The 23340-nt window shown below is 48.5% G+C and carries 23 protein-coding genes and 1 pseudogene; 7 read left to right on the forward strand and 17 right to left on the reverse strand.

Annotated elements, in window-relative coordinates:
* Nucleotides 1–188 precede the first annotated feature (188 nt).
* The 5 genes from B9P82_RS14625 to B9P82_RS14645 all read right to left on the reverse strand — a co-directional run bounded on the left by B9P82_RS14625 (nt 189) and on the right by B9P82_RS14645 (nt 6791).
* Entirely contained in the window at nt 189–1148 is a 960-nt protein-coding gene (locus B9P82_RS14625; RefSeq protein WP_101700529.1) for a carbohydrate kinase family protein, read from the reverse strand.
* Nucleotides 1148–2524 (reverse strand): NosD domain-containing protein, encoded by a 1377-nt coding sequence (locus B9P82_RS14630; RefSeq protein WP_101700530.1) that lies wholly within the window; start codon nt 2522–2524, stop codon nt 1148–1150. The genes B9P82_RS14625 and B9P82_RS14630 overlap by 1 nt, the downstream gene beginning before the upstream one ends.
* A 37-nt stretch (nt 2525–2561) precedes the next feature.
* Nucleotides 2562–4250, reverse strand: a complete 1689-nt coding sequence (locus B9P82_RS14635) for a glycoside hydrolase family 32 protein (RefSeq protein ID WP_101700531.1) — start codon at nt 4248–4250, stop codon at nt 2562–2564.
* Nucleotides 4228–5655: a glycoside-pentoside-hexuronide (GPH):cation symporter gene (locus B9P82_RS14640; protein WP_047416669.1), complete on the reverse strand. Its 1428-nt coding sequence runs from the start codon at nt 5653–5655 to the stop codon at nt 4228–4230. Before B9P82_RS14640 ends, B9P82_RS14635 begins: the two co-directional genes overlap by 23 nt.
* Nucleotides 5656–5780: 125 nt before the next feature.
* Entirely contained in the window at nt 5781–6791 is a 1011-nt protein-coding gene (locus tag B9P82_RS14645) for a LacI family DNA-binding transcriptional regulator (protein WP_047416667.1), read from the reverse strand.
* Between the two features lie 144 nt (nt 6792–6935).
* On the opposite strand from B9P82_RS14645, the pseudogene B9P82_RS14650 reads away from it, so the two are divergent.
* Nucleotides 6936–7064 (forward strand): annotated as a pseudogene (locus tag B9P82_RS14650) (alpha/beta hydrolase); the annotation flags it as partial.
* Nucleotides 7065–7775: 711 nt separating this feature from the next.
* Here B9P82_RS14650 and B9P82_RS29430 read toward each other — a convergent pair.
* Genes B9P82_RS29430 through B9P82_RS14680 form a run of 6 tightly spaced genes read right to left on the reverse strand, consistent with a single transcriptional unit; the run spans nt 7776 to nt 13528 of the window.
* On the reverse strand, nt 7776–8030 hold the full coding sequence (locus B9P82_RS29430) for a DUF202 domain-containing protein (protein WP_071600325.1): 255 nt from the start codon (nt 8028–8030) through the stop codon (nt 7776–7778).
* Nucleotides 8027–8419, reverse strand: a complete 393-nt coding sequence (locus B9P82_RS14660; RefSeq protein ID WP_016156755.1) for a YidH family protein — start codon at nt 8417–8419, stop codon at nt 8027–8029. Before B9P82_RS14660 ends, B9P82_RS29430 begins: the two co-directional genes overlap by 4 nt.
* Nucleotides 8403–9284, reverse strand: coding sequence for a MurR/RpiR family transcriptional regulator (locus tag B9P82_RS14665; RefSeq protein WP_047416661.1), 882 nt, complete (start codon nt 9282–9284; stop codon nt 8403–8405). Before B9P82_RS14665 ends, B9P82_RS14660 begins: the two co-directional genes overlap by 17 nt.
* Nucleotides 9285–9327: 43 nt before the next feature.
* The gene (locus tag B9P82_RS14670; RefSeq protein ID WP_049269133.1) at nt 9328–10206 is read right to left on the reverse strand and encodes an aldose epimerase family protein; all 879 of its coding nucleotides are present in this window, start codon (nt 10204–10206) and stop codon (nt 9328–9330) included.
* Nucleotides 10207–10208: 2 nt separating this feature from the next.
* On the reverse strand, nt 10209–11969 hold the full coding sequence (locus tag B9P82_RS14675; protein ID WP_101700532.1) for a sulfatase: 1761 nt from the start codon (nt 11967–11969) through the stop codon (nt 10209–10211).
* Between the two features lie 14 nt (nt 11970–11983).
* Nucleotides 11984–13528 (reverse strand): PTS transporter subunit EIIC, encoded by a 1545-nt coding sequence (locus tag B9P82_RS14680; RefSeq protein WP_101700533.1) that lies wholly within the window; start codon nt 13526–13528, stop codon nt 11984–11986.
* Between the two features lie 157 nt (nt 13529–13685).
* On the opposite strand from B9P82_RS14680, the gene B9P82_RS14685 reads away from it, so the two are divergent.
* The 3 genes from B9P82_RS14685 to B9P82_RS14695 all read left to right on the forward strand — a co-directional run bounded on the left by B9P82_RS14685 (nt 13686) and on the right by B9P82_RS14695 (nt 17050).
* Complete coding sequence (locus B9P82_RS14685; protein ID WP_101700534.1) at nt 13686–14915, forward strand: anaerobic sulfatase maturase; 1230 nt, start codon at nt 13686–13688, stop codon at nt 14913–14915.
* A 267-nt stretch (nt 14916–15182) separates the two neighbouring features.
* Complete coding sequence (locus B9P82_RS14690) at nt 15183–16034, forward strand: aldo/keto reductase (RefSeq protein WP_065554726.1); 852 nt, start codon at nt 15183–15185, stop codon at nt 16032–16034.
* A 26-nt stretch (nt 16035–16060) separates the two neighbouring features.
* Nucleotides 16061–17050, forward strand: coding sequence for an aldo/keto reductase (locus B9P82_RS14695; protein WP_101700535.1), 990 nt, complete (start codon nt 16061–16063; stop codon nt 17048–17050).
* Nucleotides 17051–17074: 24 nt separating this feature from the next.
* Here B9P82_RS14695 and B9P82_RS14700 read toward each other — a convergent pair whose 3' ends face one another.
* On the reverse strand, nt 17075–17968 hold the full coding sequence (locus B9P82_RS14700; protein ID WP_016156764.1) for a LysR family transcriptional regulator: 894 nt from the start codon (nt 17966–17968) through the stop codon (nt 17075–17077).
* Between the two features lie 148 nt (nt 17969–18116).
* Here B9P82_RS14700 and B9P82_RS14705 point away from each other — a divergent pair, with 148 nt between their 5' ends.
* The gene (locus B9P82_RS14705) at nt 18117–18908 is read left to right on the forward strand and encodes an SDR family oxidoreductase (protein ID WP_101700536.1); all 792 of its coding nucleotides are present in this window, start codon (nt 18117–18119) and stop codon (nt 18906–18908) included.
* Nucleotides 18909–19050: 142 nt separating this feature from the next.
* Here the strand turns inward: B9P82_RS14705 and B9P82_RS14710 are convergent, their stop codons facing one another.
* The 5 genes from B9P82_RS14710 to ycgZ form a co-directional block, all read right to left on the reverse strand.
* Nucleotides 19051–19602, reverse strand: a complete 552-nt coding sequence (locus B9P82_RS14710) for a LuxR C-terminal-related transcriptional regulator (RefSeq protein WP_016156766.1) — start codon at nt 19600–19602, stop codon at nt 19051–19053.
* Entirely contained in the window at nt 19602–19847 is a 246-nt protein-coding gene (locus B9P82_RS14715) for a hypothetical protein (protein ID WP_016156767.1), read from the reverse strand. Before B9P82_RS14715 ends, B9P82_RS14710 begins: the two co-directional genes overlap by 1 nt.
* 128 nt (nt 19848–19975) lie before the next feature.
* Nucleotides 19976–20242, reverse strand: coding sequence for a biofilm development regulator YmgB/AriR family protein (locus B9P82_RS14720; protein ID WP_016153343.1), 267 nt, complete (start codon nt 20240–20242; stop codon nt 19976–19978).
* A 34-nt stretch (nt 20243–20276) separates the two neighbouring features.
* Nucleotides 20277–20549, reverse strand: a complete 273-nt coding sequence (locus tag B9P82_RS14725; protein WP_016153344.1) for a hypothetical protein — start codon at nt 20547–20549, stop codon at nt 20277–20279.
* Between the two features lie 42 nt (nt 20550–20591).
* Entirely contained in the window at nt 20592–20828 is a 237-nt protein-coding gene (gene ycgZ / locus B9P82_RS14730) for a regulatory protein YcgZ (RefSeq protein ID WP_016153345.1), read from the reverse strand.
* A gap of 318 nt (nt 20829–21146) precedes the next feature.
* Here ycgZ and B9P82_RS14735 point away from each other — a divergent pair, with 318 nt between their 5' ends.
* Both B9P82_RS14735 and B9P82_RS14740 read left to right on the forward strand, forming a co-directional pair.
* Nucleotides 21147–22358 carry a diguanylate phosphodiesterase gene (locus B9P82_RS14735; RefSeq protein ID WP_101700537.1) on the forward strand — a complete coding sequence of 404 codons (1212 nt, stop codon included), beginning with the start codon at nt 21147–21149 and terminating at the stop codon, nt 22356–22358.
* A 221-nt stretch (nt 22359–22579) separates the two neighbouring features.
* Entirely contained in the window at nt 22580–23311 is a 732-nt protein-coding gene (locus B9P82_RS14740) for a MerR family transcriptional regulator (protein WP_032931597.1), read from the forward strand.
* Nucleotides 23312–23340 lie beyond the last annotated feature (29 nt).

Raw genomic sequence — 23340 nt, forward strand, 5'->3', positions numbered from 1 at the left:
AACCTTCTTGAGCTATGGGAAGTCGGTCAGTTGTACACATTAACAATGTTCGTATGAATTTCATGAGCAAGAAACAGGAACATAGCCTTATAACGTCGACTTCTGTTTCCAGAATGGGATATACCGACACAGCGCCATTTTTGGCGCTGGAAAGTTCAGGATATTTCAACTTCTTTTCTCGACACTAACTACTTGTTTAAATATTTATCAACATCTTGCAGAACGGGGATAGCGTCAATAGCACCAAATTTCATGCAAGTTAATGCGCCACAGATATTGGCCCAACGCACCGCATGCAGGAACTGTGGACCATCGTCTAATCTGCTGCCGGACCGGGCAATTTGCGCTAACAAGGCACCGATAAACGCATCCCCCGCCCCGGTCGAATCAACAGCATCCACTGGCACAGAGGGGATAAGTTGTTGCATGCCAGCTCGATGACTGACCCACGTTCCTCGACGACCACAGGTGACAGTGACATAGCTGACACCAGCCTCATGCAGTATCTGACACCCCTCTGTATCCGTTTTCGCACCGGTAATGAAGTGCAGTTCCTCTTCACTGACTTTCACGATATCCGCCTGCTGAAACCAGGGTGTGCAGCGGACGATAAATTCTTGGGGATTTTGCCCCCACAACCCTCCTCGATAGTTGGGATCAAATGAGACCAATAAACCACGCCGTTTGGCTTCATGCAGAAGGCGCTGATAAGTAGCATAGAGTTCGCCGTCCAGCAGGCCTGTGGCGGCACCAAAATGAACGATGCCGACATCGTCAAGAAAATCTGAGGGGATATCCTGCCAGCCAAGCTCACCATCCGCACCACGGCAAAAGGTAAAATCGCGCTCGCCATCGTTCTGCAATCCGACAAATGCTAACGTTGTGGTTGTAGAACTGCGCGACACACCACTGCAATCGATGCCTTCCGATTTCAGCGTGTGAAGCAGGAAATCACCAAAGGGATCGTAGCCGACTTTTGCCGCCAGCCTGGCTTGCCCACCGCTACGGTTGATTGCTACGGCAACGTTTGCCGGGGCTCCCCCAGCTTTTTTGAGGAAGGAGGCCCCGAACTCCAGCCCCAGACCAATGTCGGTACAGACAAAATCAATTAACAGTTCGCCAATGCAGGCGATGTTGTGACCACGCATTAACGGTGTTCCTCCACCGTCACTCCGGGAACGGGTGTCGCTCTGAAAGCATTCAGGGTTTTATCTATCATTACCTGGCCGTCAGTGCCTGAGTCCAACACGATATTTTGCTGCGAGGCCGCTTCTATCTGGACGGTAGTTACCGTCAGCGTTTCCAGGCCCTGTGTAGACAACAACGCACTGACCTGGGTAGAGAAACATGCATTGGCGTTAGCTACTGTCTGTACGTCGGAGGTTTCGGTCGTAGCAACAATATGGTTATTAGAAACCGTATTGCCTTTGCCAGAGACAACCCGAATAATAACCGGGGTTGCGCCAGTTGGCATAATATATTGCTTATCTATAGTTTCAGAAATATGGTTGGCAATGATCGAGTTATTATCGCCACTGATATACAGCAGTCCATATAAATCATCTAACCCGTTATCGTAAACTTGCATCGGTCCCCATGGTTCACGTTCGCGGAATAAATGGTTGGACGAAACCAGGTTTTCAGTGCAACCATTTTCCATGATCAGCATGCCTGGATAAAATGAATGGAAGCGATTACTACTAATGGATGAGCGAACCACATTGGATAAATGAACGCTACTTTTACCACGCGGGAAGATATTGTTAGCGGTAATTAACAAGCCACCGAAGTTTTCCGCATAAACAGAATAGCCTCTGTAGCCAGCACCTATCAAGTTATCGGTTATTTTCGAGGCCTGGCCAGACTCGCGTAACTCGATGCAGTTCCCGCATTCAGCAATGAAGTTGTTATGGATAGCCAAGGCATCAGCATTATAAATCGTCACTCCGTGCTCAAGATAGACCATCCCCATGCCGTTGATGCGGAAGGAGTCTTGCGCGCTGGAAATGTAAATGCCCGTCTTGCCATTGAGATAGCTATTCTCCGGATCATTGCTACCAGTACCGTCATCACCAAAGTGCAAGCCGTCAATACAGAAGTCTGCAAACTCGACCGAGCTTATACGTGGGTCGCCACTGCGTGCGATATAGAATGCGGCCCCGGCAGATTCCGCTGCGCCATCTTCCGGTAACCTATCCACCAGGATACGGCTGCCACCCGGCCATATTTCGTGCCAGTTTGGCCAATCACTTTCGGGGGTATTAAAGCGGATGCTGGAGGACGTAAAACCATGCCCGGAACCCATTATTTTTAGATAACTAATATCGATCACGATTTGGGTGAGAAGATGATAATCGCCTGGTGGAATATAAATCACCGCACCGGGTTTACCGCCTTCATTCACATCAATGTTTGTTTGTCGGCTCTTAATATCGGCGATGATGCTATTAATAACTTCACCAATATCATCATACGGATTACCGGTTTTCCATTCAGTGACATCGTAATAATTATTACTCGACATATGTTAAATCCTTGTGGGGAATTAAAATTAAACCATTTTATTGTTGCGCATAAGCGGCACGATAATGAGTGACTATTGCCGGAGCACCGGCGAGTTGTATTTGTGTCAGTGCATTGCACGAATAATATCGTCGTGTTCCACAGACGCTACCCTGATTGGTGAAGACTTCCACGATCCCGGCATCGAAGCACAATGTGACATCCTCTACGTGGGTCAGTGGTGCATGGTAACGGCCATCATCCTGACCTTTTTCCCGCAGTGACAACGAATTGCCGTCATATTCGAAGACAATTTCCTGGCCGCTGTTTCCGTTTAGCCTCAGACAAAACTCGGCTGTCGGCGTGAACGTGATCATGCAGGCTTTACTGCCCTCTGCACTTGACCAAAGCATGTTATCAGCCAGCCTGTTCTGATTGATGACCAGTGACTCTGGCGGTAAAACCGGGGTCATACACAGTTCTTGTTGCGCGTTGAGATGAAAGCGACGCGGTAAAGACATTTCGCCGCAATACGTGGAATCAACGTTTTTTTGCGTGGCCCAGTTATATAACCAGGCAAAACCGGTACGTCCCTCTTCTTCACCCCAGGTTTGCAGGGCGTAGAAATCGGTGCCGAAATCCAGCATTTGCAGCGCTTGTGCCGAAGGGGTGAAATGACCGTGTTGAAAATCACCGGTTTGTGCGAACAACAGGTTGTGGCGACCGGTGACAGGTTCGGTATATCCCACAACGCCAAGGATTAACACCCACACGCCATCAAGGCAGAAAAAGTCTGGGCATTCAACGCAACGACCACCATTTTCACGAAAGTAAGCCGGGGCCACGTATAGCACATGGTGAAATTCCCAGCGTTCACTGTCAGAAGAATGGAACAGCAGCATCGCCGGATCGCCATGCACAGAGGCGCCGAGGATCATATAAAAAGAGGAATCGGCCTCCTCATACCAGACTTTAGGATCGCGAAAATCACAATCGACGCCGGAAGGCAGTTCAGTTAACACCGTTTTCACTGACGCAGGTTTGTCGTAACTGTCCAGTGGCACGGCCATTTTCTGAATTTCGCGATAACCGCGATATAGATCGTATGCCGGTAGACGCTCGGTATACCAAAAATGGGTTTGCCCTTGCATATCAATAGACGCGCTTCCGGAAAAGGCACCGCCTGTCGCCCCCAGCGCCGCCAGATTTTGCTCTGGCTGGAGAAAGACCGGGTAATGCCGCCAGTGATAAAGGTCTTTGCTCACCGCGTGATTCCAGTGCATCGGTCCCCACTGGGTGCTATGCGGGTGATACTGGTAAAACAGATGCCACTCGTCGCCTTTGCGATGCAGGCCGTTTGGATCATTCATCCAGCCGGTGTGAGGCGAAAAATGCAGCGTCGGACGTAAAGGATCTTGCAGATATCCATTGGCAATGTCGCGATCATTCAGCAAACAAAGCGCATTGCCCTCTGTGGCGATAAAACTGACTCCATTCTCGGAGAGTGTATCCGGATGCCAGGTATAACATAGCGAGATCTCGCTATTATCTTGCAACCAGTCCAGACAAGCATTGCCATCCTGCCAGGCGGTCCAGGTAAAATAGGAATAATAACAAGGGGCCGTTTTGATTTTGAATACCACCTCACTCTCAATACGGATGGAAAATAAGGCTTCACTGGCTGGCTTGGTTTCTTTTAGCCATAAATCAATACGCTGGCCTTGCTTAACATTCAACAACAGGGACATCTTTATACTCCTGAGTCTGGGCAGAGCCGTTTTGCAATTCGCGTTTAGCGAGGTCGACTTTAATTTTTCTGAGGAACGTATCGTTTAGTTTGAAATAGCGTACTATCCAGGCGCTAAGGAAATAACTCACCATCGGCAATAACGAAAACATCATAATAATGCCCTGGAGGGCCTGTGTATTTTGTTGTGGTTTATTGGCAATATAACCGGTGTAAGACAATATCCACGCAACAATAGCGCCTGCGACTGCCAGTCCCATTTTCAGCATGAATAGATTACCAGCAAAAGAAATACCGGTCAGACGTTTACCTAATTTCCAGTCACCATAATCGTCAACGTCGGACATCATTGCCCACAAAATAGGCCCCGATTGAATCAGGTGCAAAATATTAATCACAATAAACAGTGCCAGCAGCGGCGTCAGTGAATGTGGATCGACAAACCACAGAGCGAAAGAGAGTATGCCGAGAATAATATTAATAATGCGGAATAATTTAATTTTATCAAAGCGATCCGTTAGCGGTTTAGCAATTACGCTACCCAACATGTTGCAGGCCACACCGAGCGCCATGAAGAAGGTAATAAATCCTACCGAAGCCTGCATCACATAAGTGGCATAATAAATGGTCACGGCCCCGCGAATGAATGCCGGAAAAACATTCAAGAAGGTAATCGAGATCATCAATAACCATTGGTCATTTTTAATAATGTCTTTGAGATCCTTTCTTAAGGTCTCATTGGTTTTAATTGAGACCACGCGCTCTTTAATACTGAAGAAGCAGAACAGGAACATTAAGGTAGCTGCGCCGCCCATGATCATCATCGTTAACTGGAAACCGGATGCACGACTGCCATCACCCAGCCAATCGGTTAATGGTAAAATCGAGGAAGAGACGATCAGCGTGGCCAGGCCGTTAAGGAAGAAGCGCCATGACAGGCACCCCATGCGTTCTTTCGGGTTGAGCGTAATGACGCCTGCGACCGAACAATAAGGGATATTTATTGCTGTATAAATCAATGACATGACTAAATAGGTGATCCAAGCATAGATGATTTTTCCATTCATGCTCAGGTCGGGCGTGGTGAACATTAAGACAGCACCGAGGCCAAACGGCACGGCCATCCATAATAGCCACGGTCGGAACTTCCCCCAGCGGGTGCGGGTCCGGTCACAAATCGCCCCCATAACTGGATCGCTGAAGGCGTCAAAAACGCGGATCACCAGAAAAAGAGTGCCGACAATCGCGGGATCAAGGCCATAGACATCGGTATAAAACCAGGTCAGATAGAGTGCCAGTACGCTCCAAATCATACAGGAACCGGCATCACCCATACCGTAACCAATCTTTTCTTTCAGGCTCAATCTTTCATAATAGCTGTGTTTTTCAGCGGCTGTATTAGACATATATATCCCTTAATATTGAACAGCCATAATTACAAAGCACGGTTTATGCGCGGCGCATGCCGTAGTAAAAATAGGCGGGGTTATACTCTCTACTTTGAGTTCTTCTTAATTTGTAAATATTATTCTTACAAAGCTGTAATGTTAATATTAACACTGCTCTCACGAATAATTAAGCGAGATACAATTTCATACATTTCAATACTCTCCTGATTGTTTTTATTGCTGACCATCTGAAATGCCAGATGCGCAATTTCATTTATCGGCTGAGCTATACTTGTTATTTTTTTAGTTTGTGCCAAAAATGTGTTATCAAAACTGACAATGGCAATGTCCTGTGGAACGGAAATGCCATGATTATTTAATCCATCAATAATATAACTGGCGGCGACGTCATTATAGACCATCAGGCATGTACATACTGTTTCCCGCCTGGCTAATTTTTCTATAATGTCGTCAAGGGTACTTATATGACCTGATATTTTTTCACCTTCGCCTTTCGTAATCCAGAATTGATTCTGTGGGTTAATGGTTAATCCGTGACCGGTGATTTTTTTACTCCACGCTGACACTTTGCGATTGTCGACCCCCTCCTGCGCAATAAAACCTAAGGCGGTATGTCCGGTCTGGATAAAATGTTCTGCAATGCTTTCTGCACCTTTGCTCTGATTAATCGATACCGAATTAAAAAACCGGGAAACCTGTGTTACCACCGCAACCGGAATATGAGTAGCCGCGAGCCACTCTGCAAGTTCAGATTCCGCTTCCGTCGGTACCCACAGCAGACTATCAATTCCCGTACCGATCAGGGTATGAACTATCTGTTTATCCTGCTGCGGTTGGTTTTGATGCGTTTTAACGATCACCGTCTTGCCTATGTATCGCGCTTCTTCCTCAAAAGTCGCCAGCAGCTCGCAAAAGTGCGGATTGACCAGGTTCGGCAACACGACGGCGATGAGGCCTGAACATTTGCCGCTCAGTTGAATCGCGCTTTTACTGGGCACATAACACAGGAAATCCATTGCATCACGTACCGCCTGACGCGTTTCAGGCACTACGCTGGGGTGATTGTTAAGCACCCGCGATACAGTAGCCGTTGATACTCCTGCTTTTTTTGCAACATCTTTAATGGAAGCCATGATGATGAAATGTGTCCTCTAAAAAGTAATGTCACTATAAAGTGTGATAGAGGTCAAAGATGTAAGCCAGTTCACATGTTGTTGCGTTACATGAAACCCAGTTCGCGCTCTCACTTCCATTGGCGTTAGCACCGTAAAAAATTCAATGTCACTGTGACGCATCTGCCTGAGGAAGGAATCAAAGGGAATACCCACTTCCCGTTCTCTGATTTAAATAATGTGCAGATTGCTGATTTGGTGAGTCAATTCCTGAAGGAGAAAGATCTGCAATAGAAAGAGATAATATTGAGCCTTCATTATTGAGGGCTCAATACAAACATCAGCTTTATCAAAAAAATAAAATGGGAACGTGACGGTCTGCTTGGCACGAGGAGCGGACATGTGGCAGTTCAATAGTAACGCCCGCACCTCCATCCTACTGTGGAGTGCAATCTATGGATAAAATCGTTTTCCGCGTCTTAGCTTCTGGAGGGGTCATTTCGTCACTTTCGCTGATATTGAAGCTCCATGCGCCAACGTCTTCGACTTTCGAAAACAACAATTCACCTTCATAGCCCAGATCGTCAGTGCCACTGATTATGACCATACCACTAAGCGTTCTCTGGTATGCATTCTCAAAACACGACCGTCATAAACAATGGTCGCCCGCTCTTTGTCGAAGACAACCGCTTTGTCGCCCTCACAACGCATTACTGACTTGGCTTGTGACACACAGGAAAACCCTAGAAGGGTCAATATCAGCAGTCTTTTCATTCTTCATCTTCTACATGCATAATTAAGGGGATAATTTCTCATAAATCCATTGATTTAATATTAGCACCAACTGACATGCTGGACGACGGCAGATAACGCATCGGAGATTCCGATTGCTTCCAGTGTAGAGGTCAACTAAAACAGGCCCGCCAACCGAGTGAAAGAGTGACTGCCCTGAGACGAAATCCTTCCTGTAAACTAAATTCTACCTCTACGTCCTTCACGGTGCGCTTATAACTGAGATAACAAGAGCAATACACCTGCAATCATTACATTGAATGAGATCACTACATGCCGGCAAGTGAGGGCTCCGCAGAAAATAGCGAAAGAACCAGCCATCAGCAGCATACCCGCCACACCGTAGAGAAGATTACCAGTATGACTCCATCCCCGAAAACACAACAGACCAGGCGCGAGCATTGACCATCCTGTTCTTCGCCATGACAGGTGTGTACGTTCTGGTTGTAAGCCCGGATCTCTTTTCATAATGGTCTTCCCTGCCAGAGTAATATACCCAGCAATATTGCGAGAACCAGCATCAGTATTGACAGAACCACCAGCAAACGGGTGTAAGGTAAATCATTTTCAAGACGCATAGCATATTCATTCTTGCGCCAGCGTCGCCAGGCCATATATCCCATCGCTGATGCAGCGACCAGCAGCAGTGTTGAAATACCGATACGCAGTTCCGCAGAAGATAATTGGGGGGAAAACTGCTCGATGCCGACAGCACCGGCCATGAGTGCCAGCGCAGTACGGATCCAGGCAAGAAATGTACGCTCGTTGGCGAGCGTAAAACGATAATCGGGGGTTTTGCCCTCAAGCCACCACTTCCCCTTTGGGCGTATTGACGGAGTATTATCCTGTAGACTCACGTTTAATCCTTTCTTTTATCAACAATTCTTTAATAGACAGTCCGGTCGATTCGCTGTCGCGCAGATTGTGGCGAGTGATTTCTGTGCACAGAAACTCAATCATGAACAGCTGTGACATACGGGTGGCGATCGAGTCTCCCTGGTAGGGGCCAGCACTACCGCTGGTCAGCAACCAGGTGTCTGCCAGTTCAGTCAGCGGTGACTGCGGACTGTGCGTTATTGCCAGACAATGCGCGCCCGCTTTTTTGGCCAGCCGGAAGGCATTAACCACTTCCGGTGTTTCGCCTGAGTGAGAAAATGCAACCACCAGGTCTTCTGGTTTGAGGTTGGCGAGTTTCAACGTCATGGTAAAACGGTCGGTATAGGCTTCCGAATCAATGCCCTGACGGTTCATTTTGTCGCGGGCTTCCATTGCAGAAAGACCTGAGGCTCCAAACCCCACGAACAAAACGCGGTTCGCGGTCAAAAATCGCTCAACTACTGGATTGACCACTTTCATGTCCAGCAGACCGATGGTCTCATTCAGGGTGGTTTCAACCGTCATGGCTATTTTCTGCGCCACATCGTTGCGGGAATCATCCAGGAAGATGTCCGGGGACGATGGCAGCAGTTGCTCGCGATCGGCCAGAAGCTCACGTTTAAGCGCCGCTTTCAGCTCGAGCAGCCCGGTATAACCAATTTTTTTGCAAAAGCGCACGATCGTCGCTTCACTGACTGATATGGCTTCGGCCAGTTTACGTACCGGCATTTGCGCTACAGTAGCGGGCTGCTCAAGAATAAACCGGGCAATATGCTGGTCAGTTTCACCAAGTCCACCCAGCACATTACTGATATACACCCGCACATTTTCACGATTTACGCTCATCGCAACACCCGATCCTTTTGCATGAAAAATAACGGGTATTCTGTCAATCCCCTTCGCATGCGTCCACCGTAAAACGCAGTTTCACGGAGAATCTCTGACTCTGGTTCGGTGCAAGCAGTCGTATTCCGCGCTTCTTCTCCACCGTTCCGTCAAAATCTGGCGCATCGGTCGTCCCGGCGAGTGGCTCGATACAGAGCAAGTCAGCACCGGGAACGCCCCAGAGCGCAAGCCAGTCATATTCAGCCGTTTCAAGCGTCATGACGATTGTGCCGTCGGGTGAACAAACCCTGATCTGTTGCTGCTGGCAGTCACCGAAGTAAATGGCACCCTCGCGAAAGGCTGCCTCTGTCAGTGCAAAGGACTGCGTTGTTCGAGTCAGGTCTTCCGTGACAAGTGTTCTGTTACGCGTAGGAAAAGGCCCTCTGACCGCCAGCTCACCAAACTTCACCTGCCATCCCGTTTGGCTGGACACAGGCAGCGCAAACCCGGGGTGCCAGCCAATGGAATACAAGAATGGCTGACGGTCATCATTAAAAACTCGCTGTGTCACACTGACCCCAAACTCATGCAACATGAGCCGTAACTGAATCCGCCAGCACCATGGCCATACGCCAAGGGTTTCAGAGGTGGAGCAGGCTTCCAGCAACAGATGGTTCACACCTTGTTCAAGGCAGGTAAACGTCTGATGTCGTAAAAAACCGTGTGCCGATAACGGCAGATGTCGATTGTTTACACGCAGTCCTTCATGGATGAGCGCCCCGACCACAGGAAACAGCTGCGTAGCCGAGTTATTCCAGACGCCTGGCTGCGGTTGCCACAACCATTCACGCCCCGTGGATTTATCGCGCAGAGAAGATAGCTCACCGCCCGCCGCGTTCACCACGACCAGAAAGCGGTTATTTTCAAGCTGCCAGACGTTCATGATTACTCTGTCCTCAGCAGCAATCGGCTCTGATAAACCAGCGCCTTATGCCGGTCTCCGGTGAAACAAGCATCAATCAGCGTGAAGATATCCCTTTCAGCCAGTGAATGTCCGGCCGGGAAATGCTTCAGCAACGCATCCTGCGTTATGCCCTGCTCTTTGGCTGCACTGAGGACAAAACGTAATGCCTCTTCCACGCCATGATGCGCACAGCGATAGGCTTTCCCGGTCCATGGACGCTGTCTGGCCCAGCGCTCAGCGAAGGCCATCTCGCGTTCCAGCGTTAGCATGTCCAGTTCAAAACGGACGTAGAGTTCTGGTGGCGCATCATGCCGTTCCATCAGCCCAGTTATTGCCTGTGCGTAGTGAAACGCACGTTCACTGTCGTGAAGAGGACGCATCTGCTGCGGATCGGCGTTGAGGTCGAAGAGTTTATCCCCGAACCGCCACGGATTCAGATAACCAAAGGTTGCAGGAATTTGCATGACCTGCGCGCCCTGGGTGAAATCAAAGCCGGGATGGATAGTGATATTCTGCAGCTCATTCACCTTGAACATGCTGTCGATTCGGGCCGGCATCAGGGTATATTCATACAGCCCCCCCTTCCCTTCCTCCCGTGGGCAGCGCATATAGACGTACTCGCCGTCGGTGATATTGATGTGGCCGCCAAAGTAGCCAAACATCGCATAATCACGTACTGGGGTATCATTTTCCACAGCCGGACGCAGCGGCTTACCGGTCATGGATGGCGGACGTGGAACGTCGAAATACTCCAGCAGAGTTGCCGGAATATCGATAGTCTGTGCCAGCGCGCTGCGGCGTACGCCTTCTGCTTTACAACGTGGATCGCGGATAAAGAACGGTGTGTTTGCGATTTCGTTGTACACCGGCATGATGTTCTTGCCCCACCATTGATGCTCTCCCAACAGGAATCCGTGGTCGGTACAGACGATGAACAACGTGTCCTCCCACAGCTCCAGTGCTTTCAGCTTGTCCATCACCTGGCCAAGGTAGTCGTCACACATGGTGATGAGTGCCTGGTAGAATTTTCGGACTTTATCATCATCCCTGCCGCCTGGTGCGCCGCAGTAGTAAGGCACCCACCCGTCAAATTCATCAGGGGTGCAGCCATACTGCGCAAGGTATTTTTCCGGTACGAAGAACGGTTCATGGGGATCGAAACATTCGATCTGCAGGAACCAGTTATCCTGATCTTTATTGGTTTCCAGGAAATCTATACCGGCACTGATGGTACGGTGAGTAAAGTGATCGTCCTGGATGGGCATCGCCGTACGGTTAATCAGGTCCTGGATCATACGCCCGCTGCGACGGCGCAGGGTTTCTTCGTCTTCCATTCCCTGCCAGTTGATGGCTGGTTTTTCAACCTGCCCTTTCCAGCAATCCCCTTCCTGGCCGCGGATAAACTCAAAGGTGGAATAACGGGTATGGTAGGTCGCTCCGCCATCACGCCAGTAGTGTTTATGGTCGGTCACCATATGGGTATGAATGCCAGCCTGCTTCAGCGCCTGGAACGTTGAGAAATCGAACGGCTCCAATGGCCCCCAACTGCGGTGCAGAAAATTATAACGCCCAGTATGCAGTTCGCGTCGGGCTGGCATGCAGGGCATGCTGCCGACATAGAAGTTATCAAACTGCGCAGACTCACGGGCTAGCCGGGTAAAATTGGGAGTGATGGCATCGCCCCCATAAGGGGCGAGGTGGTTACGCGTCAGCGTATCAAACATCAGCATTACAGCTTTCATAAAACGTCTCTTCTTTATGAACCGATAAATTCTTCGACTTCGTTTTTAATCAGCGTCACGTGTGGGCCGTAGACTACCTGCACCCCCTCTCCACGGATAAACGCCCCACGGCTGCCGAGTAGTTTAAAGGCGTCCACAACAACGCTTTGTGGGTTTTTGACTGTGATACGAAGACGAGTAGCGCAGCAATCCACATCAACAATATTGTCCCGGCCCCCCAGTGCCTGCACGATCCCTGCAGCCCGTTCACTGCCACTGACAGATGCCGCTACCGGCTGTTCATCTTCTGCGTCATCTTCACGGCCCGGCGTGTTCAGTTGACGCCATTTGATAAGGAAGCGGAAGGAGAAGTAATACAGGCAGAACATGACCACACCGAGAGGGAGCATCATCAACCAGTTGGTTTTGGCATTACCCTGAAGAACACCAAACAGCAGAAAGTCGATAAGCCCGCCGGAGAATGTCTGTCCAACCGTGATTTGCAGGATGTGTGTAAACATAAATGCCACGCCTGTTAGCACAATGTGCATGCCATACAGCAACGGCGCGCAGAACATGAACGCAAATTCCAGCGGCTCAGTAATGCCGGTGACAAACGCAGTTAGCGCAGCGGAAAGCATCAGGCTGGCAACTTTTTTCTTGTTCTCAGGACGGGCAGAATGGTAGATAGCCAGCGCTGCACCCGGCAGGCCGAACATAAAGTCTGCGAAACGCCCGGCCATGAAACGGGATACCCCGATGTAGTACTGCGTCACAGAGGGATCGGCCAACTGGGCAAAGAAGATTTTTTGCGTTCCTTGTACCAGGTGTCCGTTCACCATTTGCTCCCCTCCCACACTGGTCAGCCAGAATGGCAGGTAGAACAGATGATGAAGGCCCAAGGGAATGAGGCATTTGAGGATCATGCCGTAGAACAGGGTCCCAACATAACCGGTTTTTTCAACCAGCCCCCCCAGATGGGTAATGCCCGTCTGGATATGAGGCCAGACCCAGAACAGCGCCACCCCGAGGAAGATGGCAAAAAAGGAACTGACAATAGGCACGAAACGGGAGCCGCTGAAAAAGGCCAGCAGACTGGGTAGCTCGGTTTTGCCAAACCGCTTTTGAACCCAGAAGGCCAGCAGACCACTCATGATCCCGCCCATCACGCCGGTTTGTAGCGTAGTGATCCCCATTACACTCGCCTGCCCGGCTGCGGCCAGATTCTCTGAGGCCAGCGTTCCAGATAGCAATAGTGACGCGTTGATCGCCTTGTTCATGACGATAAAGCAAAGTACTGCAGCAAGACCGGCCGTTCCCTTGTCGCTTCGTGCCATACCTACAGCGATGCCCACGGCAAACAGCAGAGAGAGATTATCGAAGACCACGCTACCACACAGTTTCATGACGGTAAAAATCGCCTGAATCACTTCACTGTTGAGGGCTGGATAGGTGGAGATGGTAACCGGATTGGTGAACACGCCACCGAATCCCAGAAGCAGACCTGCGGCTGGCAGGACGGCAATCGGCAGCATAAACGATTTACCCAGATTTTGTGCTCCGGCAAACAGTTTGCTCATAAAGACCCCTAATGTTGGTGTTATGAAGTTTATATTTCATGTTATATTGATATCAATGAAAACTATGTTTCAGTCTTTTTTGGCCAAAGTCAAAACACAGTGATAAAAGAGTGAGCAATATCACTAAATTTCGTGTGTGATTTATTCAGGAGCGACCATGAGCAAACCATTCCATTTGATGGCCAAGCCCGTCAGCTATCAGTGCAATATCGCCTGCGATTACTGCTTCTATCTGGAAAAAGAACAGAGCACGCTGAAACCCCGTAAACCCGCCCGGCATATGGATGATGTCACGCTTGAAGCCTATGTGCGGCAGTACATTGAGGCGAACCCTGGCCCAGAGGTGGAATTTACCTGGCAGGGAGGCGAACCAACGCTTGCCGGTATTGCTTTCTATGAAAAGGCGATGCAGTTGCAGAGCAAATATGCCGGGAAGAAGCGTATCAGTAACAGCATCCAGACCAATGGCGTGCTGATTGACGAGGCATGGGCTGCATTCCTGGCGAAAAATCAGTTTCTGGTCGGCCTGTCGATTGACGGTCCATCCTGGTTGCACGACCGCTACAGGAAGACCCGGAGTAAGCAGTCTGTTTTTGACAACGTACTGCGGGCGATGGATTTGCTGAAGAAACACCATGTTGATGTGAATGTTCTGACTGTCGTCAATAATGTCACAGCTGAACATCCGCAAGAGATTTACGCGTATCTGACCCAGGAACTGAAGGCTGAGTTTGTTCAGTTTATCCCGGCGGTCGAGCAGCGCCCGGCTAACGAAAAGTATGGTGAATTACTCTACCCGCAGACACTCGCCGGTTCCGTCACGGAGTGGTCAGTATCCGGGGAACAATGGGGGAACTTCATGAAGGGGGTATTTGACCTGTGGATACGCAGGGACGTTGGCCGCGTGTATGTACAGATGTTTGATAGCGCGCTGGCGGCCTGGCTTGGTGAAAAGCCATCACTGTGCGTAATGCAGTCTTCCTGCGGTTTTGGTCTGATCGTGGAGCAAAACGGTGACGTCTACAGCTGCGACCATTACGTTTACCCTGAGCACCGGTTGGGAAATCTGCGCCGGGATAGCCTGGCGAAGATGGTCGCCAGCAAACAGCAACGCAAGTTTGGGTTTGCTAAAACAGAGGTGAGTTCAGAGTGCATGCGCTGTGAGTGGCGATTTGCCTGTCATGGCGGTTGCCCGAAGCACCGGATACATAAAATGGGCGAGCGCTGGCATAATCACCTGTGTGCGGGCTACAAGGCAATTTTCAGTCATGTTTCCCCTTACATGCATTATATGGCCAGACAAATCAGTATGCAGCGACCACCAGCAGAGGTGATGCAGGTGGCCGCGATTATTGCTAATCAGGAAAGCCATTCCCGGGGCTCATAGATAACGCATCAGCTATAAATCGCTGATGGATTCCAGGAATGGATATATTTTCGGCCACGCAAGAAAATAAGGCAGTGTGCTAAGTTCGTCAGACAAACCTTTGTTGAAGGTCTCAGGGTGTGAATGACGATATCTGGCACAAAGCCGCCCATCAGCCCTCCTCAAAATTAATGAACACATCTAATAAACCCTAGCTAATTACCCCATCTAATCGAATAAATAACTTTGCGTTATGCTTTTCCTCGACAACAGCCAAAGGATAACGTCATGCAAACTGTAAAACTGAACAACGGTATTGAAATGCCCCTGCTGGGCTTTGGTGTGTTTCAAATGTCTGATGCCGCTGAATGCGAAAGAGCCGTGATTGATGCCATCGACACGGGATACCGCCTGATCGATACCGCCGCGTCTTACCAGAATGAAACCCAGGTTGGGAACGCTCTGAAACAAAGCGGTATCGACCGTAACGAACTCTTTGTAACAACCAAGCTGTGGCTGCAGGATACTAATTACGAAGGCGCTAAAGCCCAGTTCGAACGCTCCCTGAATCGTCTGCAACTTGATTATGTTGACCTGTATCTGATTCACCAGCCTTACGGTGATGTTCATGGGGCATGGCGTGCCATGGAAGAATTACAACAGGCAGGAAAAATTCGCGCTATTGGCGTCAGCAACTTCCATCCTGACAGACTGGCCGACCTTATCGCCTTCAACAACGTTGCCCCTGCGGTAAACCAGATTGAAGTTAACCCCTTCAACCAGCAGCTGCATGCCGTTCCTTGGAATCAAAGCCGTGGCATTCAGCCGGAAGCCTGGGCTCCGTTTGCTGAAGGGAAAAATGGTCTGTTCCAGCATCCCGTATTAACGGCAATTGGTCAGAAGTACGGCAAAAGCGTGGGTCAGGTTGTTCTGCGTTGGATCTTCCAGCGAGGCATCATTTCACTGGCGAAATCGGTGCGCAAAGAACGCATGGCAGAGAACATTAACATTCTCGATTTTGAACTCAGTTCTGAAGATATGCTGCAGATTGCTGCCCTCGACACTGCAACCAGCGCCTTCTTCTCTCACCGCGATCCGGCGATGGTGGAATGGCTGACCGGCCGCAAACTTGATGTTTAAGTCGCGATAAAAGAGGTATTCATTCAATGCAAAAACGTTATCTGGGTAAATCCCGACTCGAAGTATCCGCGCTTGGGCTCGGCTGCATGGGCTTAAGCCATGGCTACGGTCCGGCGACCGATACCCGTCAGGCTATCGAGCTCATTCGCGCTGCGGTTGAACGTGGCGTCACCTTCTTCGATACCGCTGAAGTGTATGGCCCCTTTCTTAATGAAGAGGTTGTAGGCGAAGCCTTAAAACCGTTTCGTGACCGTGTGGTTATTGCCACCAAGTTTGGTTTTACCTTCGGCACGGACAACAAGCAGCAGATTTTAAACAGCCGTCCGGAGCATATCCGTGAAGCCGTGGAAGGATCATTACGCCGCCTTAAGACTGATGTCATTGATCTGCTGTATCAACACCGTGTCGACCCGGATGTCCCCATTGAAGATGTCGCGGGAACTGTGAAAGACCTGATAGCGGAAGGCAAAGTCAAACATTTCGGTCTGTCCGAAGCGGGCGCACAAACCATTCGTCGTGCACATGCCGTACAACCGGTCACTGCGCTGCAAAGCGAATACTCTCTGTGGTGGCGCGAACCTGAGCAGGAAATCCTGCCGTTACTGGAGGAACTGGGTATTGGTTTCGTTCCCTTCAGCCCATTAGGCAAAGGCTTCCTGACGGGATCAATTAAGCCAGGAATCACTTTTGGCAAGGACGATTATCGCAGCACCGTGCCGCGTTTCGCCGAGCAGGCGATTGAAGCCAATGAAAAGCTGGTCACCTTGCTGGGTGAACTGGCGGCAGAGAAAGGTGTGACGTCTGCGCAAATCGCGCTGGCATGGCTGCTGGCACAAAAGCCGTGGATTGTTCCTATCCCTGGTACCACCAAACTGCACCGGCTGGAGGAAAACCTGGGGGCTGCCGACATCATTCTTTCGCAGAAGGATACGCAGCAGATAACCCAGGCGCTGGAAACGATTAACATCGTCGGTGAACGTTACTCTCCTGAGCACCTGGCCCGCGTAGGCCGTTAATACCCGAACGGGTCTACGGACCCGTTATTGGGCGTAGCGAAGTGCATCGATCATCAGCGCAAATGCGGGCGGGTGCTGCTTACGGCTCGGGTAGTAAAGATAATATCCAGGGAAAGACGGACACCAGTCCTGCAGAACCTGAATAAGCTCTCCTGACTTTATATAATCCTGCACCCTGTCTTCAGGCATACAGGCAATGCCAAAACCGGATAAAGCAGCATCAATCCTTTCTGCCTGCTGATTAAACGTTACCTGCCCTTCCACTCTGACCCGTAACGGTTTCCCTTCCTTCTCAAACTCCCAGTGATAAAGCCCACCGGCAGTCGGCAGGCGCATATTGATGCACCGATGATTTTGTAGCTCGTGCGGCGTTTCAGGTGCAGGGTTTGCCGCGAAGTAAGACGGTGCTCCCACCACGGCCATGCGCATGTCCGGGCCAATTCTTACAGCAACCATATCCTTATCCACGCTTTCGCCCAGGCGGATCCCGGCATCAAAACGGCCCTCAACAATATCGACAAAGCCGTTATCAACCACCAGTTCGAGATTAATTTCCGGATATTCCCTGAGGAAAGGTTTTAACTTTGGCCATACCAGACTTCGCGCGGCATGCTCCCCAGCAGATAAGCGGATATTGCCGGAGGCAGTGCCGTTCAGTTGAACCAGCGATTCCAGCTCCTGTTCAAGATCGGCAATACGCGGTTCAAGGCAGGCAATAATTCTCTCACCGGCCTCTGTAGGGGCAACGCTTCGGGTCGTACGGGTCAGAAGGCGGATATTGAGCCTTTCCTCCAGCGCCTTCATCGCATGGCTGAGTGCAGACTGAGATACACCCAGTTTGCCCGCTGCTTTGGTAAAACTTCGCTCCCTTGCCACCACCAGAAAGATTTGCAGTTCGTTGAAGTTTTCTTTGAGCATCGGCGATTTCCTTATGGTGGCATTCCCTTCATCGCGCACTCATGAAGGGTGTTCATAGACACAATCATTTTAGCCCTATTACTGACAATAATGATAATTGATATTCTGGCTGTAGAGAAAATAAGTCTGAATTATCAGAAGGTTTATCATGAAAATACTCATTGCAGGCGCGACCGGAAGTATTGGTCTTCATGTCGTGAATACCGCTATCGAAATGGGTCATCAGCCCGTGGCGCTGGTCAGAAATAAACGGAAAGTAAAATTACTTCCGCGTGGAACGGATGTTTTTTACGGCGATGTTTCAATGCCTGAAACACTTACCGATTTGCCGAAAGATATTGATGCCATCATCTTCACTCTCGGTTCCGATGGCCAGGGGCGTATTGGCGCCAGAGCGATAGATTACGGCGGTGTACGTAACATTTTACGACTCTTCAGGGATACACCTGTACGCATCGGTTTAATGACCACGATTGGCGTGACTGAACGACTCAGTACCTGGAATCAACGCACTGAGGTTCATGACTGGAAAAGACGTGCCGAACGTCTGGTCAGAGCGAGTGGTCACCCCTATACCATCGTCAGACCCGGCTGGTTTGATTACAACAATGATGATGAACACAGAATCGTATTGCTCCAGGGGGATCGTCGCCATGCAGGAACACCAGAAGATGGTGTGATATCAAGGCAGCAAATCGCCCAGGTTCTGGTCAGTGCCCTGACTAACGAGGCGGCAAAAAATAAAACGTTTGAGCTGGTGGCCGAACGAGGCGAAGCACCGCCGGATCTTACTCCACTGTTTGCAGACCTGCAGGCTGATGATCCACATAAAAATGATGGCATTTTAGATATAGACAATATGCCTCTGTGTGAAGAACCAGAGTGCATTATTAACGAGCTGAACCGCACGGGGTTGCTAAAATCTGTAAATAAATCATAAGCATCCCGACAAGGCTTTATCATCACCCTCTTATAATGCGCGTTAATTTATGTTCACAACAGAAGACATCATCGATGAGATAACCCGAGCGATTGATTTAAACTTACACAAATCGCTGAAGGTAAGTTCAGCGTATCGATGATCAGGCATGCTTCAGCCAGTTGCGGAATATTTGCGCTTGCAGTATTCCCTGAAAATCAATCAGCCCTGAGCAACCAAGTTTCTTGATCAGATTCTGCCTGGCCTGGTAAATGGTTTTTAAGTGTAGATTTAACATGGCAGATATCTCAAAAACAGTTCGCCCCTCCCCTAGCTGCGTTAAAATATATTTATCTCGCGCAGTCAAGGAGATATTGAGTTCCGATTGATGCTCGTGCTTTCCACCAGCACGAGTAATATCAATAATAAATTGCTTGATTGAGGCAACATCGCTATCTACTGGCAGTCTGTAAAGTGAGATGTCATTGAGATACTGATACAGATGGCCATCAATCAGCAGCACCAGACGATATGTATTCAGATCGTAATTTTGCTTTTTTACCGCGTCAAAGTGATTAGCGGTGAAGAAAACAAGTCGCGCCTTGTCATCTTCAAAAACGATATCTGCAAGGATATTCTTTAACCCTTGCCTGATATAGATATCATCAATCCATAAAACTGCGTTTCCAGCATGTTCCTGCACGATGTTCATCATTATGACCTCAACGAAAAATCACCATTGACCTCACCGGGCTGCGAAGTTTTATCGAGTTGAAGATGTGCCAGTATCTGTGAATAGAGATCGGTCAGTATCACATTCTTCTCATTCTTCAACTGCGTGCTGAATGCCTGAATAAGAACATCATTACTGATACAACCCTGTTTTAACATGACATTACGCTCTATATCCTTATACAAAGCGCAGCGGAAAATAAAATCTTCCGGAATTGAATTAGCCATATCAAATCCATAATATGCAGTCATAAAAACAAGAGGATGCTATGTATAGTCTTAATCCAAAAAGCGAAGCGACAGAACTTACATCATACAATAATTGTGCTGTGTATTTATATTAATGTGCTATCTCATTAGACGTCATCAGCCGTATAACGTAACACTATTTCCAGGGTTTTTCTGATAATGTCTGCCTTGACAACGTCAGTTGTTGACTCCAGAGAACTAATCAGGCTTAAAATGATGTTTTTATTATTAACATTATCACCTGCCAGAATTACATTTGTTACCGCCTGCCCCAATACCACTGACTCATCTGCTAATAGTTCACCTGCATTATGGAAGTAACTTGATAAAGCTTTATCCGTCATTACACTGTGGACATTAATTTCATGAAGCATGGTAACCTCGCTTGTATAGTCTGGAGAATTATCTTTAATGTAATTTAGGGTTTTTGCTGGCACTGAAAGCACTCTCATCTCTCGTTTTTTCCGGTTTTCTGCTTATCTTCCCCGGATTAACATTTGTGAAATCATTGATAACGCTGTCAATTAATTGTTTACGTGTACCATCCATTTCACTGGCATGCATAAGCCGCAATTGCTTAATCAGTGCAGCTAACGAAACGTCTTTATGCATTCGCAAAATTTCTAGCACAGCCAAACCTGTAATTTCATGTTTCAAGCGTTCACTGTCAGGTTTCTTCATAACTCCTTCACTACTTACCCATTATCATAGTAGGGCTTTATTTTATTCGAAAAGCAGGCCGATTAACGCATTGTAATGTTTCTGTTCATTCTCACCTGATGCATTTTCAAGACGGTGCAGAAGTTTGGTACACAGTGATTTGCGACTGAGATTGCGCCCATCTTTTAGTATCTCAGTCACGATTTCGCCCAACGTTTCCTGTTGGGTTGGCAGATGCGCTTTAGCAAAGTAACGAGAAATCGCGCTTGCAGAATCAGTGCGAACGGTATGCTGCTGCATGGAGTGCTCCTGTAACAAAATGCTGGTGAATATTAAGTTTTATAACAGTAGCAAAGCTGTACCGAAAATGTGTACAACATAGCACGCTAATTTTTAGCAAAAAATGCTAAATTAATTAAATCATGTAGTTACGATAGTTTATATCTATATGAAATCCAATTTCTTTGTACAAATCACTTTGTGTTATCAATGAAATTGATCTGTATTAGCCCGCTTACTTGTAAAGACAAAGTTAGAATTATGTATTAAAATCAGGGCGTAACCTGGTTTGTCTGATACTGACCAGACCTCTTCTCCTTCCTTGATCCCGGACTGTCCATGCTCACGACCATTATTTACCGTAGCCATCTACGTGAAGACACCCCTCTCAAAGCGCTTGAGGATATGGTGACAGCCGCAAATATCAAAAACAGGCGATCAGATGTTACGGGGATCTTACTCTTTAACGGCCATCACTTTTTCCAACTGCTTGAAGGCCCAGAGGAGCAGGTAAAAGAGATCTATCGTTGTATTTGTAACGACCCCCGGCACCACAATATCGTTGAACTGATGTGTGATTACGCGCCTGCGAGAAGATTCGGAAATGTAGGGATGGAGTTATTTGATTTACAAAAACATGAACGGAATGACGTCCTGCAAGCTGTACTCAATAAGGGTACGTCCAAATTTCAGCTCACGTATGATGACAGAGCATTACAGTTTTTCCGCACATTTGTCCTCGCCACGGAAAAATCGAGCTATTTTGAAATACCTGCGCCTGATTACTGGAGTTTTATAACCGACAATACCTGTACCATCCTGGATGAAAGCACACTCCCGTCAGATACAGATTTCAGCTTTGCTTTTCAACCAATTATCGATCCTATGTCACAGCGCGTCATTGCGCTGGAAGCCCTTATTCGCGGTAAAGACGGTGAAACGCCCGCTACGTATTTTGACAAATTCAAACCTGAAGATGTGTATACCGCTGATCTGCAGAGCAAAAAGACTGCATTTGCAATGGCAAGCGCACTGGGACTTAATCACAAAATGCTGTCGGTTAATCTGTTACCCATGACCCTGGTAAACAGACCCGATGCAGTCAGCTTTCTTATAAACGAAATCGCGGCGCATGGACTGGTGCCTGAACAAATCATTGTAGAGTTTACCGAAAGTGAAGTTATTTCGCGTTTTGATACGTTCGCGCAGGCCGTGAAGTCACTCAAGGCAGCGGGTATATGTGTGGCGATAGATCATTTCGGGGCAGGTTTTGCCGGGCTTCAGCTTTTGTCTCGCTTTCAACCGGACCGAATTAAGATAAGCCGCGAACTCATCACTGATGTGCATAAAAGTGGACCACGGCAGGCCATCATTCAGGCCATAATCAAATGCTGCGCTTCACTGGAGATTATGATTTCTGCGGTCGGCGTCGAAAAACCTGAAGAGTGGATGTGGCTTGAATCCGCGGGTATTGAGATCTTCCAGGGTAACCTGTTTGCAAGAGCCTGCCTGAATGGTACTCCGTCTGTCGCGTGGCCAGAGAAAAAATGATTTCTCAGCGTTATAATAATTAACGTATTGTTATTACACAATAATCCCGCCACCTCTTTTATGCTGAACATAAAAATTCAGCATTTACTCCCTACGTGATAGTAAAGTAAATCTTAATTTTGCTAGAATCCTATGTATGTTTTGTACAATTTGATGCATGTTGTACAAAGTAGCAGGAACCGCATATCGGTGACGGAGAATCATGAGTGTCTGGGGGAATTATGGCTTATTACAGCATTGGGGATGTCGCAGAACGTTGCGGGATAAATCCTGTCACCCTTCGGGCATGGCAACGACGTTACGGTTTACTCAAACCTCAACGCAGCGAAGGTGGTCACCGACTCTTTGATGAAGAGGATATTCAACGTATTGAAGAAATAAAACGTTGGATTAGCAGTGGCACACCCGTTGGCAAAGTTAAAGCATTGCTGGAAACCAGTACTCGTGAAACTGACGACGACTGGAATCAATTGCAAGAAGAGATGATGGGCATTCTTCGTATGGCGTATCCCCCGAAGCTGCGAGCCAAAATTATCGCACTCGGTCGCGCCTACCCCGTAGATGCGTTGATTGATCGCGTTTATCTTCCTGTGCGTCAGCGGTTGATACTTGACCATAATACATCCCGCATCATGAACAGTATGCTTGATGGCGCATTGATTGAATATGTAGCCACCCTGCTGTCTGAAACGCGCCGCAAATCAGGGAAAGATGCCATCCTGATGGCCTGGGATGTTGAAGACCGAACCCGTTTATGGCTCGAAGCCTGGCGTTTATCGCAATCGGGCTGGCATATTGCCGTGCTTGCTGAACCTATTGAATCGCCAAGACCTGAACTTTTCCCCGGGCAAACGCTTTTTGTCTGGACTGGTATTACGCCAACCCGCAGACAAAATGAACTTCTACAACACTGGAACGAACAAGGTTATAAAGTCATTTTTCACAGCCCGTAACCAACATGTATCGCAGTAATGAGCTGAGT

The organism is Citrobacter sp. L55 (genome assembly GCF_002850715.1).
In the GTDB taxonomy this organism is placed as follows: domain Bacteria; phylum Pseudomonadota; class Gammaproteobacteria; order Enterobacterales; family Enterobacteriaceae; genus Citrobacter; species Citrobacter braakii.

Coding starts and splice junctions, on each gene's coding strand:
- B9P82_RS14670 (WP_049269133.1), bottom strand. CDS start 10,206: ATGAACGTCTGGCAGCTTGAAAATAACCGCTTTCTGGTCGTGGTGAAC.
- B9P82_RS14630 (WP_101700530.1), bottom strand. CDS start 2,524: ATGTCGAGTAATAATTATTACGATGTCACTGAATGGAAAACCGGTAAT.
- B9P82_RS14700 (WP_016156764.1), bottom strand. CDS start 17,968: ATGCTCAAAGAAAACTTCAACGAACTGCAAATCTTTCTGGTGGTGGCA.
- B9P82_RS14635 (WP_101700531.1), bottom strand. CDS start 4,250: ATGTCCCTGTTGTTGAATGTTAAGCAAGGCCAGCGTATTGATTTATGG.
- B9P82_RS14740 (WP_032931597.1), top strand. CDS start 22,580: ATGGCTTATTACAGCATTGGGGATGTCGCAGAACGTTGCGGGATAAAT.
- B9P82_RS14725 (WP_016153344.1), bottom strand. CDS start 20,549: ATGAAGAAACCTGACAGTGAACGCTTGAAACATGAAATTACAGGTTTG.
- B9P82_RS14645 (WP_047416667.1), bottom strand. CDS start 6,791: ATGGCTTCCATTAAAGATGTTGCAAAAAAAGCAGGAGTATCAACGGCT.
- ycgZ (WP_016153345.1), bottom strand. CDS start 20,828: ATGCAGCAGCATACCGTTCGCACTGATTCTGCAAGCGCGATTTCTCGT.
- B9P82_RS14695 (WP_101700535.1), top strand. CDS start 16,061: ATGCAAAAACGTTATCTGGGTAAATCCCGACTCGAAGTATCCGCGCTT.
- B9P82_RS14720 (WP_016153343.1), bottom strand. CDS start 20,242: ATGCTTCATGAAATTAATGTCCACAGTGTAATGACGGATAAAGCTTTA.
- B9P82_RS14735 (WP_101700537.1), top strand. CDS start 21,147: ATGCTCACGACCATTATTTACCGTAGCCATCTACGTGAAGACACCCCT.
- B9P82_RS29430 (WP_071600325.1), bottom strand. CDS start 8,030: ATGAAAAGAGATCCGGGCTTACAACCAGAACGTACACACCTGTCATGG.
- B9P82_RS14710 (WP_016156766.1), bottom strand. CDS start 19,602: ATGATGAACATCGTGCAGGAACATGCTGGAAACGCAGTTTTATGGATT.
- B9P82_RS14625 (WP_101700529.1), bottom strand. CDS start 1,148: ATGCGTGGTCACAACATCGCCTGCATTGGCGAACTGTTAATTGATTTT.
- B9P82_RS14680 (WP_101700533.1), bottom strand. CDS start 13,528: ATGAGCAAACTGTTTGCCGGAGCACAAAATCTGGGTAAATCGTTTATG.
- B9P82_RS14705 (WP_101700536.1), top strand. CDS start 18,117: ATGAAAATACTCATTGCAGGCGCGACCGGAAGTATTGGTCTTCATGTC.
- B9P82_RS14675 (WP_101700532.1), bottom strand. CDS start 11,969: ATGAAAGCTGTAATGCTGATGTTTGATACGCTGACGCGTAACCACCTC.
- B9P82_RS14690 (WP_065554726.1), top strand. CDS start 15,183: ATGCAAACTGTAAAACTGAACAACGGTATTGAAATGCCCCTGCTGGGC.
- B9P82_RS14715 (WP_016156767.1), bottom strand. CDS start 19,847: ATGGCTAATTCAATTCCGGAAGATTTTATTTTCCGCTGCGCTTTGTAT.
- B9P82_RS14640 (WP_047416669.1), bottom strand. CDS start 5,655: ATGTCTAATACAGCCGCTGAAAAACACAGCTATTATGAAAGATTGAGC.
- B9P82_RS14665 (WP_047416661.1), bottom strand. CDS start 9,284: ATGAGCGTAAATCGTGAAAATGTGCGGGTGTATATCAGTAATGTGCTG.
- B9P82_RS14685 (WP_101700534.1), top strand. CDS start 13,686: ATGAGCAAACCATTCCATTTGATGGCCAAGCCCGTCAGCTATCAGTGC.